Annotated in this window: 13 protein-coding genes and 2 pseudogenes; 6 read left to right on the top strand and 9 right to left on the bottom strand. The window is 54.5% G+C overall.

The window, feature by feature from the left end:
* Positions 1-6 precede the first annotated feature (6 nt).
* Both ACMZ66_RS20730 and ACMZ66_RS20725 read right to left on the bottom strand, forming a co-directional pair.
* Positions 7-1143, bottom strand: coding sequence for a CapA family protein (locus ACMZ66_RS20730; RefSeq protein ID WP_416940250.1), 1137 nt, complete (start codon positions 1141-1143; stop codon positions 7-9).
* A gap of 14 nt (positions 1144-1157) precedes the next feature.
* Positions 1158-2738, bottom strand: a complete 1581-nt coding sequence (locus ACMZ66_RS20725) for a trimethylamine methyltransferase family protein (protein WP_416940248.1) — start codon at positions 2736-2738, stop codon at positions 1158-1160.
* Positions 2739-2964: 226 nt separating this feature from the next.
* On the opposite strand from ACMZ66_RS20725, the pseudogene ACMZ66_RS20720 reads away from it, so the two are divergent.
* Positions 2965-3968 (top strand): annotated as a pseudogene (locus ACMZ66_RS20720) (Ldh family oxidoreductase).
* Between the two features lies 1 nt (position 3969).
* Here ACMZ66_RS20720 and ACMZ66_RS20715 read toward each other — a convergent pair.
* The 3 genes from ACMZ66_RS20715 to ACMZ66_RS20705 all read right to left on the bottom strand — a co-directional run bounded on the left by ACMZ66_RS20715 (position 3970) and on the right by ACMZ66_RS20705 (position 8788).
* Positions 3970-6282: an FAD-dependent oxidoreductase gene (locus ACMZ66_RS20715; RefSeq protein ID WP_416940246.1), complete on the bottom strand. Its 2313-nt coding sequence runs from the start codon at positions 6280-6282 to the stop codon at positions 3970-3972.
* Positions 6283-6405: 123 nt separating this feature from the next.
* On the bottom strand, positions 6406-7152 hold the full coding sequence (locus ACMZ66_RS20710) for a hypothetical protein (protein ID WP_416940244.1): 747 nt from the start codon (positions 7150-7152) through the stop codon (positions 6406-6408).
* A 55-nt stretch (positions 7153-7207) separates the two neighbouring features.
* Positions 7208-8788, bottom strand: a complete 1581-nt coding sequence (locus tag ACMZ66_RS20705) for a trimethylamine methyltransferase family protein (protein WP_416940243.1) — start codon at positions 8786-8788, stop codon at positions 7208-7210.
* Between the two features lie 290 nt (positions 8789-9078).
* On the opposite strand from ACMZ66_RS20705, the pseudogene ACMZ66_RS20700 reads away from it, so the two are divergent.
* Positions 9079-9315 (top strand): annotated as a pseudogene (locus ACMZ66_RS20700) (IS3 family transposase); the annotation flags it as partial.
* A gap of 214 nt (positions 9316-9529) precedes the next feature.
* Here the strand turns inward: ACMZ66_RS20700 and ACMZ66_RS20695 are convergent.
* Together ACMZ66_RS20695 and ACMZ66_RS20690 are read right to left on the bottom strand one after the other, a co-directional pair.
* Complete coding sequence (locus tag ACMZ66_RS20695; RefSeq protein ID WP_416940241.1) at positions 9530-10972, bottom strand: IS1182 family transposase; 1443 nt, start codon at positions 10970-10972, stop codon at positions 9530-9532.
* A gap of 317 nt (positions 10973-11289) precedes the next feature.
* A complete protein-coding gene (locus ACMZ66_RS20690) occupies positions 11290-11412 on the bottom strand; it encodes a hypothetical protein (RefSeq protein ID WP_416940239.1) in 123 nt (40 codons plus the stop codon).
* 174 nt (positions 11413-11586) lie between these two features.
* Between ACMZ66_RS20690 and ACMZ66_RS20685 the strand changes: the two genes are divergently transcribed.
* On the top strand, positions 11587-12519 hold the full coding sequence (locus tag ACMZ66_RS20685) for an IS110 family transposase (protein WP_416940237.1): 933 nt from the start codon (positions 11587-11589) through the stop codon (positions 12517-12519).
* Here ACMZ66_RS20685 and ACMZ66_RS20680 read toward each other — a convergent pair.
* Both ACMZ66_RS20680 and ACMZ66_RS20675 read right to left on the bottom strand, forming a co-directional pair.
* Positions 12479-13093: a DUF5681 domain-containing protein gene (locus ACMZ66_RS20680; protein ID WP_416940235.1), complete on the bottom strand. Its 615-nt coding sequence runs from the start codon at positions 13091-13093 to the stop codon at positions 12479-12481. The genes ACMZ66_RS20685 and ACMZ66_RS20680 overlap by 41 nt on opposite strands.
* Entirely contained in the window at positions 13090-14373 is a 1284-nt protein-coding gene (locus ACMZ66_RS20675; RefSeq protein ID WP_416940233.1) for a site-specific DNA-methyltransferase, read from the bottom strand. Before ACMZ66_RS20675 ends, ACMZ66_RS20680 begins: the two co-directional genes overlap by 4 nt.
* Positions 14374-14736: 363 nt before the next feature.
* On the opposite strand from ACMZ66_RS20675, the gene ACMZ66_RS20670 reads away from it, so the two are divergent.
* The 3 genes from ACMZ66_RS20670 to ACMZ66_RS20660 are packed head-to-tail and all read left to right on the top strand — an operon-like array spanning position 14737 to position 16800.
* Positions 14737-15138: a DUF2924 domain-containing protein gene (locus ACMZ66_RS20670; RefSeq protein WP_416940231.1), complete on the top strand. Its 402-nt coding sequence runs from the start codon at positions 14737-14739 to the stop codon at positions 15136-15138.
* Entirely contained in the window at positions 15135-16259 is a 1125-nt protein-coding gene (locus tag ACMZ66_RS20665) for a recombinase family protein (protein ID WP_416940229.1), read from the top strand. Before ACMZ66_RS20670 ends, ACMZ66_RS20665 begins: the two co-directional genes overlap by 4 nt.
* Positions 16201-16800 carry a hypothetical protein gene (locus ACMZ66_RS20660; RefSeq protein ID WP_416940227.1) on the top strand — a complete coding sequence of 200 codons (600 nt, stop codon included), beginning with the start codon at positions 16201-16203 and terminating at the stop codon, positions 16798-16800. The genes ACMZ66_RS20665 and ACMZ66_RS20660 overlap by 59 nt, the downstream gene beginning before the upstream one ends.
* Positions 16801-17213 lie beyond the last annotated feature (413 nt).

Raw genomic sequence — 17213 nt, 5'->3', positions numbered from 1 at the left:
TTCCGTTCAATCTGAAACGACGATTTCATCTCCGTCCCATTCGAGCTTTGTGTCAAATCCCTGACTGTGACTGAGGAATTTGAAATGCTCAAAAATCTGCTGGCCACGAGCGTCTCCGGCTCCAACTGCTTCTGGTTCGTTGTGGTCGCTTATCCAGCACGGGATAAACGCTGTGCGGACAATCTTGGCTTTATCCACACTGATTTTGGCAATCATTGACGATCTTTTCTCGTCCGGGTCGATCTCGCCGTAGAACGTGGCGAATTTTTTTCCATGCTCCGTCCAATCCCACTTGTAGCTGTCAGGGTACTTCGAACCGGGCTGATAGGCAGGGCACGTCCATTCGCCACGAGAAGAAAAGTTGTGCATGCCATAAAAGATCGTCTTTCCGTTATAGACTTCTATTCCTTTCGGCAAATGCGCATGCTGACCGAAAATGATGTCGGCACCGGCGTCGATAGCGGCGTGCCCGGCTTCTCTTTCATAGTCGGCAATTTCAGCCGGGATGTAATGAACACCCCAATGGAAGGTGCAAATCAAGATATCGACTTTCGGCCGTAACGCTTTGATGTCCTCAATCATGGCGCTCAGGTCTTCGCGGTCGACAAAGCTTTTGGTTAAAGCCGGCGTGCCGGGCTGTGGATCCCATTGCTGATAGTAGGTATGAGCACGAAGCGGCACGTGACCCGGGCGACTTTCAGTTGCCTCGTATCCAGCAGGACCGATTGAACAGTAGTTCAGAAAACCGACTTTCGTTTCATCCTTGTTGATGATGGTTGGTCTGCGGGCTTCTACGATATTCTTTCCAAATCCTATCGGGGTCATGCCGGCGTCACGGCACCCTTCCATGCAGTCGAAAACAGCTTCGTAGCCCCAGTCCAGACTGTGGTTGTTGCCAAAGTTGAGGACAGAGAATCCGGCATCCTTCACGCAGTCGATCATGGATGCGGCATGCGGAACGGCGCTGACATAGATCGGCCAGAACCCATTAGGATCACTGCCAAGATCGGAGAAGGTCTGGTCGCAATTTGCAAAGACGATATCGCCTTTTCGCAGAATGTGCTTGACCCGATCGAAGGCGGTTCCGTGATTGTCTAAATCAAGGATGATATCGCCTACGCCTAAAATGGTTGTTTCGCTCATGTATCAGCTCCGTCTTAGGTTGCCGCGTGTGATAACTTGATCCAGTCCTCGGCGTGGCACGTTTCTTCATCAAGGAAGATATTGTACCGCTCCCGAATGATAAAATCTGTGGCATCGGCTATATGCCTAGGAAAATGCTTACTGAGTGTTTCGTTGGCATAGTCCTGAGCGTTCTCCAGGATCGACCGCTTGCCACTGGTCAGCCAATCGTTCATGGATGCGCGGTCCGCAACCATCGGATACAGAAAGTCAGACTTCATCCTCTGAAGTGTTTCATCCCGGCCGAGATAATGACCGGGCCCGTCGATACAGACTTCACGAATAGCGTCCACGGCCAATTCTTCATCTGACATTCCACAACCTGAGACGGATCTGAGTGCAGCTCCGATAATCTCGTTGTCGATTACGACACCGGCGGAGCTACACCCAAGTCCACCGGCTAGCGCACCTGCAGCGCAGAACATGATATTGCCGCCGGAATGGCCGATGACGGCATGCTGGATACCCTTCTCATAACCGGCCTGGACGTCCGGCAATTTGGAATCGGTAATGCCGGAAACGCAGCCGTTCGGAATGCCGTAAAACCGGGACATCTGACAGGCGAGCGAAGAGACGATAGCGTGTTCGGCGCTGCCAGTCGTGGCGGCGCCGGTTCGTAGATCGGAAACAAGCGGCCAGGTTCCCATCAGGACTTTGGCGTCCGAGGATACGGAGTAGGCATAGACAAGACCGCCAAGGACTTCCGCCATCGTCTGGACGATCGTTCCTGCTGCCGTGACAGGTGCAGTTGCACCTTGCTGGCCGGAGCTCGTTAATTGGACCGGCATGCCGCCACGAATGGCATTTTCCAACCCTAGACAGGATTCGGGCGCAAACTTCAGCGGCGGCACAACATAACAGCATGTGTTGACTACAAAGGGGCGCGCCCGCCACTGTTTCTCTCCGCCAGCGATCAGATGCATCATCTCGATTGACCGGCTAACATTCTCACCATTGAACCATGAAGATGATACAGGTTTTGACGTTCCACGGACGCAGGCGTAACAAAGATTGATATCGACATCATCGGTATCGGCAATGTCGCTCGGTATTCCCAACCGATGAAACATGTGGATATTGTCCAGAGTATCCACGAGACGTGCGAAATTGTAGATATCCGCGACCGTTGTGTTTCGCACTTCTCGCGACTGCGGGTTTACAACCCGGACCGACCCGCAGCCGGTTGAAAAATATGTTTTGCTACCGCTGATATCCAAATCGTGCTCGGGCTTCTGGCCATATAGGACGATCGATTTGTTTGCCTTTGCAATCGTGTCTTCGACAAGCGACCGCGGGAACAGTATGCGCCCTGTATTTGTCACAGAACATCCGGCGTCGGTTAATATCCTCTGGGTCAATTCTGGCGCTTCGCCGAAACCAACCGTTTCCAGAATCTCTAGCGCGGCATCGTGAATTCTGGATTTGTCACTACCAGTCAAGCTCTTCAGCGCACCGCTTTCCACACCCTTGGGGTCAAACTTTTCGGTATCCGGCACTGTCGCTGCTTTGCGCTTTGCTGAGCGGCCACCACCACGGCGAGATCGTTGCTCTGACATTCAGTATTTCCAACTCTAATTCTAACGCATTATGTTTTAATTTCATCGTCAAACAGCTTCGATAATGATCAAGAGAATTTGCTGTCCCGGCAATTCATTTTAAGTAATGTGATCAATAACTACGCGTTAGAAGAAGTTAATGTTTGCTTCAGATTTGATCATTTGTATTTCCGCCCAAAGAGGCGAACTCTTGTAGTTAAACAACGGCAAAGAAGTGATCAGAGTTATGTTAGAACGCTTAAGTCTCGATGAGATTGAAGAGCTTGCTTACTTAGCGCTTGAAAACTCTGGAGCGTTACCGAATACGGCTGCGGTCGTCGCGGAAAGTATTCGCGATGCAGAAGCAGACGGGATACGGCTGATCGGTCTAGAATATCTGCCAGTCTATTGTCGGCATCTGCGAATTGGAAAGGTTGACGGATCTGCGGAACCGAATATCGAACCTGCGGGAGTCTCCGGCTTAGTTGGCGACGCAAAGCATGGCTTTTCTCACGCCGCCTTCGTGGCTGGTGAAAAGCAATTCTATGACACCGCTCGTCGAACCGGAATTGCCGGGTTCGGACTTTCCGTTCTTATGCATCCGGTGTTATCGGCTGGTTCAGTGACCGAATCGCCCAAGCCGGGTTTGTCGGAATAACCTTCACGAATGCCTCGCCGACGATGGCGCCCTTCGGTGGACATCGCCCGGTCTTTGGGACAAACCCTATCGCTGTTGGTGTGCCCCGAAGCAACTGCTCGCCCCTACTTATTGATCTATCCCCCGCCGCTACAACCAGGCTTGAGATAAAACGTCATAGGGCCGAAGGATTGTCACTGCCGGAAGGTTGGGGGCTCGACAGAGAGGGTCATCCGTGCACGGATCCGAATTCCGTCCTAGATGGCGGAAGTGTCGCCTTTGCGGGCGGTCACAAGGGAAGCGCGATCGGTTTGTTTGTAGAGATCATGGCTGCTGGTCTCACCGGTGCGAACTGGTCCTTCGAGGCTTCGGATTTGGGTGACGACAGTGGTGGTCCTCCCGGTATCGGTCAATTCTTTATCGCCATACACCCCGAAACCTTCGCAGGGCCTGCCTTTCGCGACCGTTTAGAGGTGCTGCTGTCCGAGATGCTGAAACAAGACGGCGTGAGATTGCCAGGAGAGAAGCGAATTAAGCATCAATCGATAGCCGCAAACGAAGGCGTTGAAGTACCTGGTTCCCTTATTACAAAAATAAGGGAGTATTGCGACTAGATCAGTTTTCCGCTGCTTCAGGAAGTACTAAATCAATCACGAGGAAACTCGAAATGGATGCGTCTGCACACCCAATCCTGACGGTATGGCCAGACAGTTCTGTCGTGCTATCCGGTGCGACGAACCCCGTTGCGCGCCACGATCTTAACTCACCGCTGGGCGACAGGTCAGTGTTGAGTTCAACAACAGAAGTCAGCCGGCCTATCTGATTACGGTCTTTGCTAATGATGCTTGCGCCCGCATATACATCACCCGATGTGTCGGTAACAAAGTCGATCGAGGCCAGTCTTCGAGGCACAGCAGTTTCATTTTCACTGTTCGTCCGGTGGGACAGAAGCTCCTGCCCGTCAGGATAGCAGTTTCCGGTGATGTCCACTTCTGGAACCGGCTCCCGGTACGCCGTGCGCAGATTGGAATAATCCGCAATGCCGAGATTGACGGTCCCAGCGTCACCCAGTGCTGAGAGACAGGTATCGAATACATCGTCATGGATATCCGAAGAATGAACGAGTAGGTAGCGTCCAACACCACCTAGATCGTGCAGAGGCAGCGTCAGGACGTTCAGCCCAGTGAGGGCAGCCAAGACTTTTTTGCAAATTTCACCCCCTGCAAGGAGAACAAGGCAGCATTTGGCGACAGAGTCATTCTCTATCGTGACATGTTCCCAATCCGACGCCAGTTTGATAAACGCGTCATGTTCGCGCCGTTCGCATACCGTCTCCCCGACTAAAACGAACTCATCACTTGCAACACGTTTCACAGTGTAGACCGTTTCCACCGTATTGCGCGGAGAAAGCCTCAAGGAAACAGCGCTCTCCCCATTCTTTAGCGGAAAGGCGCCATGAAGATTTCCAGCCAGGAAGTCAGCAGCATTCTGTCCGCTAATTCGAAGGATAGTTCGTGGAGACGGCTCATGTAGGGCACTCAAGCCACTGAAGCCAACTCCGCAGGCGTCTTTCGACAGGTGGTCATATGCATCGGGGAACCGCAGGGCACAGTCGGTTCCGTAGATTTCGTCAAACGATGCGCCAGCAGCCTCCAGCCGGTCGTAGAGTGATGACCGGAGGGGAGCTGCCGGTCGTTTGCCACTGCCGAACACGCCCTGATACATGCGGACTGCACGGCTATCCGACCAGGCGTCGTCCGCGTAACTTCCAAACCGGCGGCAATCGATTTCGGATGCATCCTGGCCCGGGTCGCCATGTACAATCCAACGGGCCAATGCACGCGCGATCCCACCGGACCAGATCACACCATAGGAAGCACATTCAGCGACCCATAGCCCCTGAGTGGCCGGCACGGGACCGACGAGAGGCGCGAAATCCGAACTCCAGGGCATCGGGCCATGAACGATGCTTTTGATCCCGGCACGTTCTAGGCAAGGCACTCGGTCGATCGCCTCCAGAAATGCGTCTTCGATGCTGTCGAAATCTTCGGGGAAAAGCTCCATACCAAAATCTGCAGGTGGCCCCTCGGGCCAGATCGCATGCGTGTTCTGTTCATACAGACTGATGAACAAGCCCTCGCCTTCTTCACGAACGTTCATCCCGTTGCTTGGTTGCCGAAGGATAGGAAGAGGTCGGTCGCTCTTCGAGCGATGATCCAGAACTTCGGATACGGGTTCGGTGACGAGGTATTGATGCGATACCACGGCACTCGGCAATGAGATATTGAACTTGGCAAATGTGCGACGTGCGAATATTCCGGTAGCGAGAACAATGTGATCGGCCGTTATCCGGCCCTTCGACGTTTCTATAATCCACTCACCAGCGGCACCTTTGGAGAACTCCTGAACTTCCGTGTGACGTTTCACCGTCGCGCCTTTGGCGCGTGCCGCCTTCGACAACGCCTGAGTGAGATCGGCGGCATTCAGATGGCAGTCGGCTGGGATAAACAGGCCTCCAACATACCCGCCGGGGCGCATCAAGGGCCAGAGAGCAAGTGATTCCTCGGCATTGACCATCCGCGCACCGGTTGATTCACCGACCGGTGTATGGGGAAACTGCTCGAAGCGAGCGTATGCTTCATCGTCGACGGCGAGCCGCAAGCTGCCAGTTTCACGCAAGCCGATTTCCTGGCCGGTTTCCTCGACGATGGGCTTCAACTGGCTTCGCGTGTAGAGGGCGAAGTCAGTCAACAGCGGACTGCCGGTATAGCAACTGATATGGCCGGAAGAATGCCATGTGGCCCCGGCGGTTAGTTCTTTCCGCTCACAGAGGGCTATGTCGGTCCACCCTTCCAACGTCAAGTGATGCAGGATGTTACACCCGACCACCCCACCGCCGACGATAAGAACGCGATAGTGTTCCGTCATCTCACTCTTTCTTCTCCTTTGTGATTGGCGGCCCTGCGTCTTGAAGCTTGCACAAAAATGAGGAATGCTCATCTACCTGATTGTTCAACTTCTGTGCCTTTTCAACGAAGAAATTTTATTGCCTCAATTAAACATAGAGCCGAACCCGGGCTTTGCAGACAGAGACAGTCGCTTAAGTATTCTTGAATAGAGCGCCGGATAGCTAATTACCGGTTTACCCGCCTGAGCTTCCAGTTCATCCAGCATGTCAAGTTGAGGGCATGGCAATCCGGCCAGAAGCACAGCCTCCGCATCCGGCGCCCTTTCACAGCAGCGCGCCACGGTGTTGATCATCGTTTGCTTGGTGCAGATATCGTGACCTTGGCATAACTCGAGCATTGTCACCTGATCGAGAATATCCAGCTCAGAGAAGCTGCCTATAAAGAGGACTTTCAAACCAGTGTTTTCCAGGAACTTCCTGTAGGCATTTGTCCAGTCCTCTGTAAAGAACACGGTGCAGACGGATACTGATCCTATTCCCATTTCTCGGCAAACGCGCGGTAACGACAAACCCATCATTTCGAACGGTTTGCCAATTTTTCCTTCAATCTTCCGTTCCAGATCATTCGCTCCATCCCAACCGTGAACCATAGCAAACGGTGTGCCGATTTGAGCAACGAAATCCGTATCACTATCCGCGAGAGATTGGGCAGCCGCCAAAAGCTCATCTGGTGCTTGGGTTATCTCGTCCAGATCGTACCTGAAATCACGCGGCATCCGGATTTGCGCGTTCATTACTCGAATATTCTCAGGTCCAACTTTCACCAGTTCATCATCGCAATAGCTGAACCATTTTGGCGGCGACAGTAATCCTATACGTTTCAAATCCATTCTAACTGCCTGTAGTCATAAGTTGTTACGATATATTCAGAAAGTACTCCGAGTTCTATTTTGCGGGCCGCATATCGTCCGGCGACAGGGCGATATCGTAACGTTCCCGAATAGCCCTGTCGTAGTCAGGGTCGATATATGTCGGAAAATGTGTTTCAAGTAGATTGAACATTTTCGAACGCGCCCGTTCACGAATATCTTTCGCCCCTTGTTCCTCCCACTCATCGATACTTTTTCGATCTGCCAGATCCGGGTAGACGTACTCCGTTTCCATTAGTTCCAGGGTCACTTTGTCACCGAGAAAATGGCCCGGTCCGTTTATCGCGCGTTCGATCAACTCAAGCCCCAGCGATGCATCAGTTACTTCAATTCCGCGGACACTACGGATCGGTCCTGCCATCATGCTTTCGTCGATGAGCAGTGCCTCCGGCGAGTAACCTACATTGTCAGCAAGACCGCCCATGGTCATCATAATCAGGTTGCAGCCGGCTAGCGCGGCAAGCGTACTCAGATTACCTTTCTCCCAACCCGACTGCGCATCCGGTATCTTGGAACTGGTCATGCCGCACGCACAGGAGCTAGGAATATCATAGAACTGCGCCATCTGCGCCACACCCGCCATCATCAGTCCAAGTTCCGCGCCGCCGCCTGCAAATGCGCCAGTTCTCAAGTCCGATACGAAGGGCCAGTTCTTGAACGTTAACGGATGTCCCGGTTTGAGCAGGTTCAGAGCCACGAACCCCGACAGGGCTTCCGCGTTTCCCATGGCGATTGTACCGGCGAGCGTAACTGGCGAAGTCGCACCAGACTGCGGCACTGTCGCGACCGTCAAAGGCATTCCTGCTAGAACAGCAGCATCCGCCAAATCGCAGGATTTTTGCGAGAACCTCAGCGGCGAAACAACGATCGTGCAGGTTGTCGACAGGAATGGTCGCTTCAGAAATATATCGCCATTGCCCGATCCACCGACAGACAGATCGCACATGCTGATCGCATTTCGAATACTTTTTGGCTGAAAGAAAGTGGTTATGATGTGTTTCGCCGTAGCGGCTGTCGAAGCATATGCAGTATTTGTGTCAAGTTTATCTGAATCACTCAGTGCTGGATCACGCGCGATAATCGGCCTTTGTACGAAATGAACATTCTCGAGCGCATCGGCAAGCCGAACCATATCGTACAGATCTTTAAGCGTTGTTTTGCGATAGGTGCCAGTATGTGGATCAAGATACTTGATGGCGGCCGTGGAGCCGGCAAAGTACGTTCGTTTCCCTGAAAGAAGGATATCGTATTCTTCCTTCCGACCGTAGAGCGTAAAGTTGCGGCCAGCCTTGGCGATCATGTCTTCGACGAGAGTACGCGGGAAACACAAGCGGTCCTTTTCGTTCATCCATCCGCCGGCCGCGATGACCCGTTCTCGCCACGAATCCGTTGGACTCGCGATGCCGTAGCTTTCGAGAATGAAGAGACTTGTCTCATGCACTTTTTTTACGTCGTTCGGTGATAGCGGTGCGTATTGCCCACCTTCGAAACCCGGCCGGATCGGCCCCGATGAATAGGATGGCCCCTCAAGCCGAGCCTGCTTCCGAGCCTCCCGCGATCGGCGCTTTCCTAGTTTCCCAGACGATGACGCAGACATGTCTAAGTTATCCGACGCTACTGGCGACATTCATCATCCCTTTTCGCTTGTATGATTGAGTCCACAAGTCGCTACCAACTTCACCCGGCGCTTATTTTCTTTCAAATAAGAATAACTGAACACGTCGATAACGGGCCTTTGGGCTGACCTGATGCTGTGGACGGCCGCTGCACCTCTTTAGTGTGCGATGATTTGGCCGTTAAGCCAGGTCTCAGGAGTTTTCTCATGCATCAGAGTATTTCGCCAGGGGTGAGGCATGATCCCGCCATTGGTCCGAGGGTCTTGCCGAACAAATGAAGTGCGCGTTCGTTGCGGGCCATTGTCTTCGCTTTTCCTTGCAGACGATGTGCTGGTGTCTACGCATCCATCCCAGCAGGTTTTGTGCGTGGCTGAAATCACCGGTCAGCAAGTGAGCCAAGGAAGACAACCGCCAGACTGCATTTATCAAACAGGCCCGGCAGGACAGCGGCAAGGTCTACGGTTACCGCAAGCTGCACCATGATCTGCGTGATCAGGGTGAGACGTGTTGGGAGTAACTGAGAAACGAAACGTCGGTACGCTTAGTCCTCTTTGGGTCTTAGCCGTGTGAAAACGTTTTGGTCGAGCGGTGATTTGAGGGGCGAGCTTGGATCGCCGGACTGTTAGCGATTTCGTTGATTCTGGCCCGAGCGGGCCGGATAGTTGCCCTAAGGGACGGCTGAGCGACGATTTGCCGGGGAATAGCAAGCGCAGACCGGCCTGTCAGGCCCTGATGGCGTGGATCAGCGGCCCGGTTCCCAGAATGTTCATGACCCTGGTGAGATTGTAGGCGAGCACGCTCAAAGCCGTTTCCGTTTTCACGTTCTTCAATCGTTTCATCAGGAAGTGTGTCGCGCCCATCCGGGCCTTGATGGTCCCGAACGGATGCTCCACCGTCTCCCGGCGGATGCGCATGGCCAGGGGATTATTGTCGAGACGGCGCTGTACGTCATCAAGCAGGTGCTCGTGTTCCCATCGGGTGACCACGCGCTGGGTAGCGGTGGTGCAACGGGCCTTCATCGCGCAGGCTTTGCACGCCGTCGCCCCATATCGTCGTAGGTTAAGGCCGCCCGTCTCTCGTTTGTGGGAGATAAACGATAGCGTCTGATTGGCGGGACAGATGTAAATGTCCTGGCCATCCAGATAGCGAAAGTCATGCTTGCCGAATATCCCTTTGGCCTTCATGCCAGTGGTCACGGGCTTTGGCAGCGTCGGCGTGACCCCGACATCGGCACATGCCTTGATCTGCTCCGAACTGAAATACCCCCGGTCGGCAACAACGTCGATCTTGTCGACCTTGAACGCCTGTTTGGCCAGTTCCGCCATCGGGGTCAGAGAGGACCGGTCGCTCCCGCTCTGGATAACGTCATGGGCGACGATCAGGTGATGGGTGGTGTCCACTGCCGCCTGCACATTGTAGCCGACAACACCTGATCCCCGACCGCTGGTGGCCATGGAGCGCGCATCCGGGTCGGTCAGCGAAACCTGCTCATCGGGCGAGGCCATCATCTCGACCTCCAAGGCCTTCAGCCGTTGCATCTCGGCCTGAAGCTTATCGATCTTCTCATGCAGCCGGACAACCCGGGACCTGACAGCTTCCGTCGGTTCCTGTCTGTCGGCGCTATCAAGTTGATGCAGATAGCGCTCAACGCTTTCCTCGATCTGCTTCGTCCGCCGCGCCATCTTCGCCTTGGTGAAGTTCCGGTCACGATTGTTGACCGCTTTGAACTTGGAACCGTCGATGGCGACACTGGCCTCGGCCAGCAACCCGATGCGTCGGCACAACTCTACAAACCGGGAACAGACCTTGCGGATCTCGGGACCGTTATCCCTGCGGAAGTCGGCGATGGTCTTGTGATCGGGAACCAGTCGGCCCAGGAGCCACATGACTTCTACGTTGCGGCCTGCCTCACGCTCCAGGCGGCGGCTCGACTGCACCCGGTTCAGATAGCCGTATATATAGAGCTTCAGGAGAACCGCCGGGTGATACGACGGCCGCCCCGTCGAGCGTGGATCGACCCGCTCGAACCCCAGATCCCGGAGATCGAGCGCGTCAACGAACACATCAACCACCCGGACCGGATTGTCCGCGCCGATAAAGTCGTCCAGGCACTCGGGCAGAAAACTCGCCTGATCCCGCGATACACCCTCGACAAATCGCTTCATGAAAAACCCCACTTCAGGTAACAGTGAGATTCTAACACAAGAGCGTTTTCACACAGCCAGGGTCAATAGCTGACTAAGCATAGTTCTGGCCGATCAGTCTGTTTTCTGTGTGCCTCTGGACGTCAAAGTTGAGCAAAGTTTACATGCAAGTAACGTCGGTTGCAGGTCCCCGCAACCAACATAACCTACGACGGATCATCCGGACGTAGGTTAACTCTAGATCACGCCATCACAACGAATGATGGCCTGACAATTTGATCACGTTCTGGTGCTATCTCGACCGGTTCTGTGCGTTCATTTTTTATGGAGGCCTTGAATCAGCCCTTTGGTCTCCATCCCTGTATTTGTGCATCAAGCTTTTTGATGACTTTGTCTGCGATTTTAATACGGCTTTGCAATTTCGCTCTTTCTTCTTCGTTTGCTTCATCATCAAGTGCCATATCGGCCCCTGTGTGTCGGATTGGTGTTAAATTGGTTCCGGGAAGGAGACCGTTGGGTCCCAGGCTGCTATGCAAGCCGAGAGCCGGCTCGGTCCCTTCCCGGTTTTTTAACACCAACCTGAACAGTTGCACGAGGCTGGTTGCAACAGACCTCGCAGCACAGGGATAGGCGCTATGACCATACACCATGCTTACGTCGGATGCGACGTTTCAAAACATCATCTCGATTTTTACGATGCCTCAACCCGCAAGGGGTGGCGGATCGACAACACCGACGCCGCCGTCGCCGAAGCGGTTCGGTCCTTCACGGACGGGAAACGCTTCGTCATCCTTGAGGCGACCGGCATCTACGACCGTTGCCTGCGGCACGGACTGGCGGAGGCCGGCGTCGTGTTTGCCCGCGTCAACCCGACGATGGCCCGACGCTTCGCCCAGGCCTGCGGCCGGCGCGCCAAGACAGACGCCCTCGACGCCCGCCTGCTCGCCGATCTCGGCCATAAACTCCAGCCTGAGGCGGACCCGCCCATCGACACCGAACGAGAGCGGCTTACCGCTCTGGTGCGACGCCGCGACCAGCTCGTCGCCATGCGCGCCACAGAAAAGGGACGGCTGAAAGACCTGGCGGACGATGCGGTCGCCGATTGTATCGCGGAGACCGTCGGCTTCCTCTCAAGACAGATCGATATCCTCGAACGCCGGATCAATACAATGGTCGGGGACGGCAAGAGCCTCGCCGACGACAACCGTATCCTCTCCACAGCGCCCGGGGTCGGGCCGGTCACGGCGACAACGCTGCTGGCCCTGATGCCCGAACTCGGGAAAACATCCCCGAAACGCATCGCAGCTCTTGCTGGTCTCGCCCCCTACAACCACGACAGCGGCATGCTCAAAGGACAACGATGCATCGCCGGCGGCCGGCGCCGGGTTCGCAAAGCGCTCTACATGGCCGCCATCGCCGCCATCCGATCCTGCAAACGCATGAACGCCTTCTACAACCGCATCGCCGACAGAGCGCCTGCTAAGAAAATCGCCATCATCGCCGTCGCAAGAAAACTGCTCACTTGCCTCAACGCCATGTTAAGAGATCGAAAACAATACGCCCAGTAACACAGTTGCCGGCTCTCCTTTTGCGGAGTAACTCGATGGTTTCCAGGATTTCCTCAAACTTACGTTTCTGTGCGTAGGTCAGAGGACCTGTAAAATAGGGAAGCCCCGTGTGCTCATTAAATCTGATGTCGTCGGGATGAGGGATTATGTCAGGACCGGTTGTGCCTAACCTTTTCCTGCGCTCAAGTTCGAAATCAGCTTCGTTGATGTAGGTGATCATCGCCTCCATGGCTTCCTGGCGCAGAGCGGTTTCCGCCGCTTCTATCTGTTTGACCATGTCGGTCAGTAGCTTCTGGGATCTGTGATCACCCTTCGCCGCCTTGACGGATATTGATCTCATCACGGCCTGCGCCAGGGGCATTGTCACCGGACCTTTTTCTTCATTGACGCGGATATCTCTGTAGGCTTCATCCAGAATTATCTGGTTGAGCTTTTCATCGGAGACGAGCTTCGGCTTGTTCTTTGAGCCCCGCGGGCGTCCGTTTGGATTGCCGGACTGTCCTTTCCTGAACCGAGTCTCTTTCGGGGGCATCCCAAACCCCACTTCATAATCAGGAGCGACCTTCTTTTTCATTGGGCCGCCTCCATCGGTTCGTGTTCCGTTGTGAGAACCGCCTCGTCGTGTGCATAGCCTTCCCAGCGGGCGATGATTCGATCGCAGTAGACGGGATCAAGTTCGCAGAGGAACCCCCTGCGGCCCGTCTTGTCTGCGGCAATCAGGGTCGAGCCCGATCCGCCGAAAAGATCGAGAACGATGTCGTTGCGACCGGAAACGTCCTTGATCGCATCGGCGATCATCTGGACAGGCTTTGCCGTCGGGTGCATCGATAACTCGTCCATCCGGCCGGCGCGCAGGGTATTGACGCCTTTACATTCCCATACGTTGGTTCGATAGCGACCGTGTTGGCCGAGTTCGAACGTGTTGATGTGTGCCGCCGTTCCTTTCTTGAAGGCAAAGATGAGTTCGTGCCGGGATCTGTAGAATGTCCCCATGCCGCCATTATCCTTGATCCAGACAATCATGTTCTTGAGCTCGTCATAGACAGCATGGCCAGCCTCAAGGAGTTCCTGCATATGGCGCCAGTCCATACAGATGAAGTGGATCGAGCCGTTGAGGCTGTGATCATGGAGCTGTTGGAAAGTGGTGCGAAGAAACGTGGTGAACTGATTCCGGCTCATCTCGCCGGCAGCCATTGCAAACTCCCGGTGCTTTATTTTGCCTGAGTTGCCAACATGCCCGTCGATTGGAACATTATAGGGCGGGTCAGTGAAGACCATGCTGGCTTTGTAGCCACTCATAAGCTGCTCGACGACCTGCGGCTCGAGCGCATTGCCGCAGATCAACCGATGGGATCCGAGGTGCCAGAGATCTCCGGGCTTGCATCGTGCGGGCGGGGCTTCCGGGATGCGGTCGTCGTCCGGATTGCCCTGCTCTTCCATGGACAGGCCTTCAATCAGGTTATCCGTCTCCGCAATGGAAAACCCCGTGATCTCCACATCGAAGTCGAGATCCAGTTCGTAGAGCGCCCCAAGCTCTGCTGCCAGCAACTCGTCATCCCATCCGGCGTTCAGGGCGAGCTTGTTGTCGGCAATAACGTAGGCTCGCTTCTCTGCTTCCGTCATCTGGTCCTGGCGCAGACAGGGCACTGTCTCCAGCCCCAGAGCCCTGGCGGCTTCGACCCGGCCGTGCCCGGCCAGTATGCTGTTGTCGTCATCGATGATAACGGGATTGGTAAAACCGAACTGCCGGATGCTATCGGCAATCTGCTTCAGCTGTTTGCTGGAATGGGTGCGGGCGTTGTTGGCCCAGGGTTTAAGGGTATCGGGTTTGAGGTGTTCAACGTGAGCGGTCATGAAAAATGTCTCCAATCGTAAAGGTACCAAAGGGGCTGATCCGCTTTGGCATGCGAACCCTCCCAATTGCGTATTTGGCTTTATGATTGGACGGTCTGCCCCAGCAAAAAGCCTGACTGACCGTTGAGCAAAAATACATCAGGTTACTGGCTCTACCTAGTAAAACACCCAAGTCATTGTAATTACGCTTTATTTTTGCCCTGCAGAATCAAGTAAATTGCCAAATTGTTCTGATTCGTGCGAATCGGCCTGTGCAACGGCAGCCGACCGGATACGGGGTCGTCTGAATGCCGGATAAGACGTGGACTTGTCGCCTGAAGAGAGCGTCACTGCTTCTGTGAAAATTAAAGATTGAGGCAGGCCATGAATGTTACAGACATACACAAAATGAGCAGGGACGAACTTCTGGGCACGTGGAAGGACGTCTGTCCCGAACCCGTTCCGCATCGAATGAGCACGGTCTTCCTGCGCCAGGTCCTGTGCTTTGAAGCACAGGCCCGGCTGCATGGCGGATTGGCGAAGACCTTCCGCCAGCGTCTGGGGAAGGCGGCTTTGAAGAAACCTCAAGACAGGAATAGGCAGGCCCTGCAGATAGGCAGCCGGTTGTTGAGGGAATGGAACGGCATCACCCATAGCGTCGAGGTGACGGATCGCGGCTTTGAATGGAATGGAAAGACCTATCGATCCCTATCCGTCATCGCCAGAACGATTACGGGGGCCCATTGGTCGGGACCGCGCTTCTTCGGTCTTGGGAAGACACAATGAGCAAAACCACCATCCGCTGCGCCATCTACACCCGGAAGTCTTCCGACGAGGGTCTCGATCAGGCATTCAACTCGCTGGATGCGCAGCATGAGGCCTGCGCCAGCTATATCGCCAGCCAAAGACATGAAGGATGGAAGCTCAGCAAGACCCGGTATGACGACGGCGGCATCTCGGGCGGAACGCTGGACCGGCCGGCAGTCCAGCGCTTGCTGGAAGACATCGATGCCGGCCGCATTCAGATGGTCGTGGTTTACAAGATCGATCGCCTGACGCGCTCGCTGACGGATTTTGCAAGACTGGTGGAGCGTCTGGACGCAGCGAACTGTTCGTTCGTATCGGTTACACAGGCCTTCAACACATCGACGTCCATGGGGCGTCTGACCCTGAATGTGCTTTTGTCTTTTGCCCAGTTCGAACGCGAGGTTACGGCCGAACGCATTCGGGACAAGATCACGGCGTCAAAGAAAAAGGGGTTATGGATGGGAGGTGTGTGTCCGCTGGGTTACGACAAGCACCCTGATACGCAAGAGCGCACATTGGTGGTCAATGAAGGGGAAGCACAAACCGTCCGGAAACTGTTCGAGGCATATGACACGCTTGGCTGCCTGAAAGCGGTTGAACTGGAAACCCGTCACCTCGGACTGGTATCGAGGAAGCAGGAATACAGCACCGGCAGGGTTGCCGGCGGGAAGCCGTTTTCCAGGGGGCAGGTTTACTACATACTTCGCAATCCACTCTACCTTGGCCAGATCAGGCATAAGGATAAAACCTATCCGGGCCGGCATCAGGCAATCATCTCTGAAGACCTTTGGGAGCGGGTGCAGCAAAAACTGACACTGGCCAGCCAACGTAAGCGAGGCAAAACTGAAAACCAGCAGGCATCACAATCCGTCTTGTCGGGAAAGCTCTTCGACGAGACCGGCGCCCGGTTGACACCGAGCTACACGGCAAAGGGTCAGCGAAGGCACAGATACTATGTCTCGAACCGGCTAATGACCGGGGTTAAGGACTTCTTCAGGTTGGCGGTTGTCCGCCCCGGCGCTGGAAAAGCAGATTGCCGATATGGTCGCGGATCATCTGGAAACGCATGCTTCGCGCATGACGCTGTGCAAAGATCTTAATTTGAGCCGGATCGAGACGGCGAATGCGAGGGCGCGGAACCTCGTTGCAGAATTGAGAAACCGCAACCCGACAGGATTGAGAGACCTTCTGTCTGACATCCATCTTGATACAAAGGAAATACGGATCTGCCTGGACCCTGAAAAACTCTGTCAGTCACTGGGGACTGATCCCGGCGACCTTGATCCTGCGGTCATCTGCTTCCAGGTCCCCTGGCAGATAAAAAGGCGGGGTGTGGAGAGAAAGATCATTGTTGGAGACTACAAGGCTGGCCCCGACCTCATATTGATAAAGCTTCTCGATCAGGCCCATGACTGGGTCGAGCAATTGCAGAACGGCGTTCCCCTGAAAACAATCGCCGACAAAAAGGGTGTCACCCCGGCTTACATCCGGACGCGATCGAAACTCACTTTCCTGGCGCCGAAAGTTCAGGAAGCCATTTTGGACGGAACGGTCAATCCCGAGGTGACTGCCAACCGGCTTGTCCGGATGAATATCCCGCCGGACTGGAAAACCCAAGAATCCCTGTTCCTTCAGGCATGATCCCTGTTATGGCGTCGATGCTTCCCTGATACGGGAATTATTGTTCCCTGTTCTCTAAACAACAGGGAAATGGCATCTAACCCGCTGAAAACATGCAAGAAACCGGACCAGAATCCGGCGAAAACACCCCGAATCCATCAAAAACGAATGATATTTCCTGCAAATACCCTGTTAATCAGGGAAGCCGCGCTAAGGGAACCGCCTCAAATAGCCAACTGAGACAAACGACGATTTGGCTCCAAAGTTGGAGTCGCTAACCGTCTCTGTTGAAATATGAGATCGCCAAGTCCCCGATATCTCGCCACTATTCCCGAAGAAAGCTGGCAATCCAGAAATGTCAGGGGTGGGTGGCGGAGAGACAGGGATTCGAACCCTGGGTACGCAAGCGCACAACGGTTTTCGAGACCGCCCCG

Origin of the sequence: Thalassospira sp. (genome assembly GCF_048059015.1) — a bacterium.
GTDB lineage: Bacteria > Pseudomonadota > Alphaproteobacteria > Rhodospirillales > Thalassospiraceae > Thalassospira.
The sequence above is the reverse complement of the archived record's forward strand: the minus strand, read 5'-3'. Positions and strand labels throughout refer to the sequence as shown.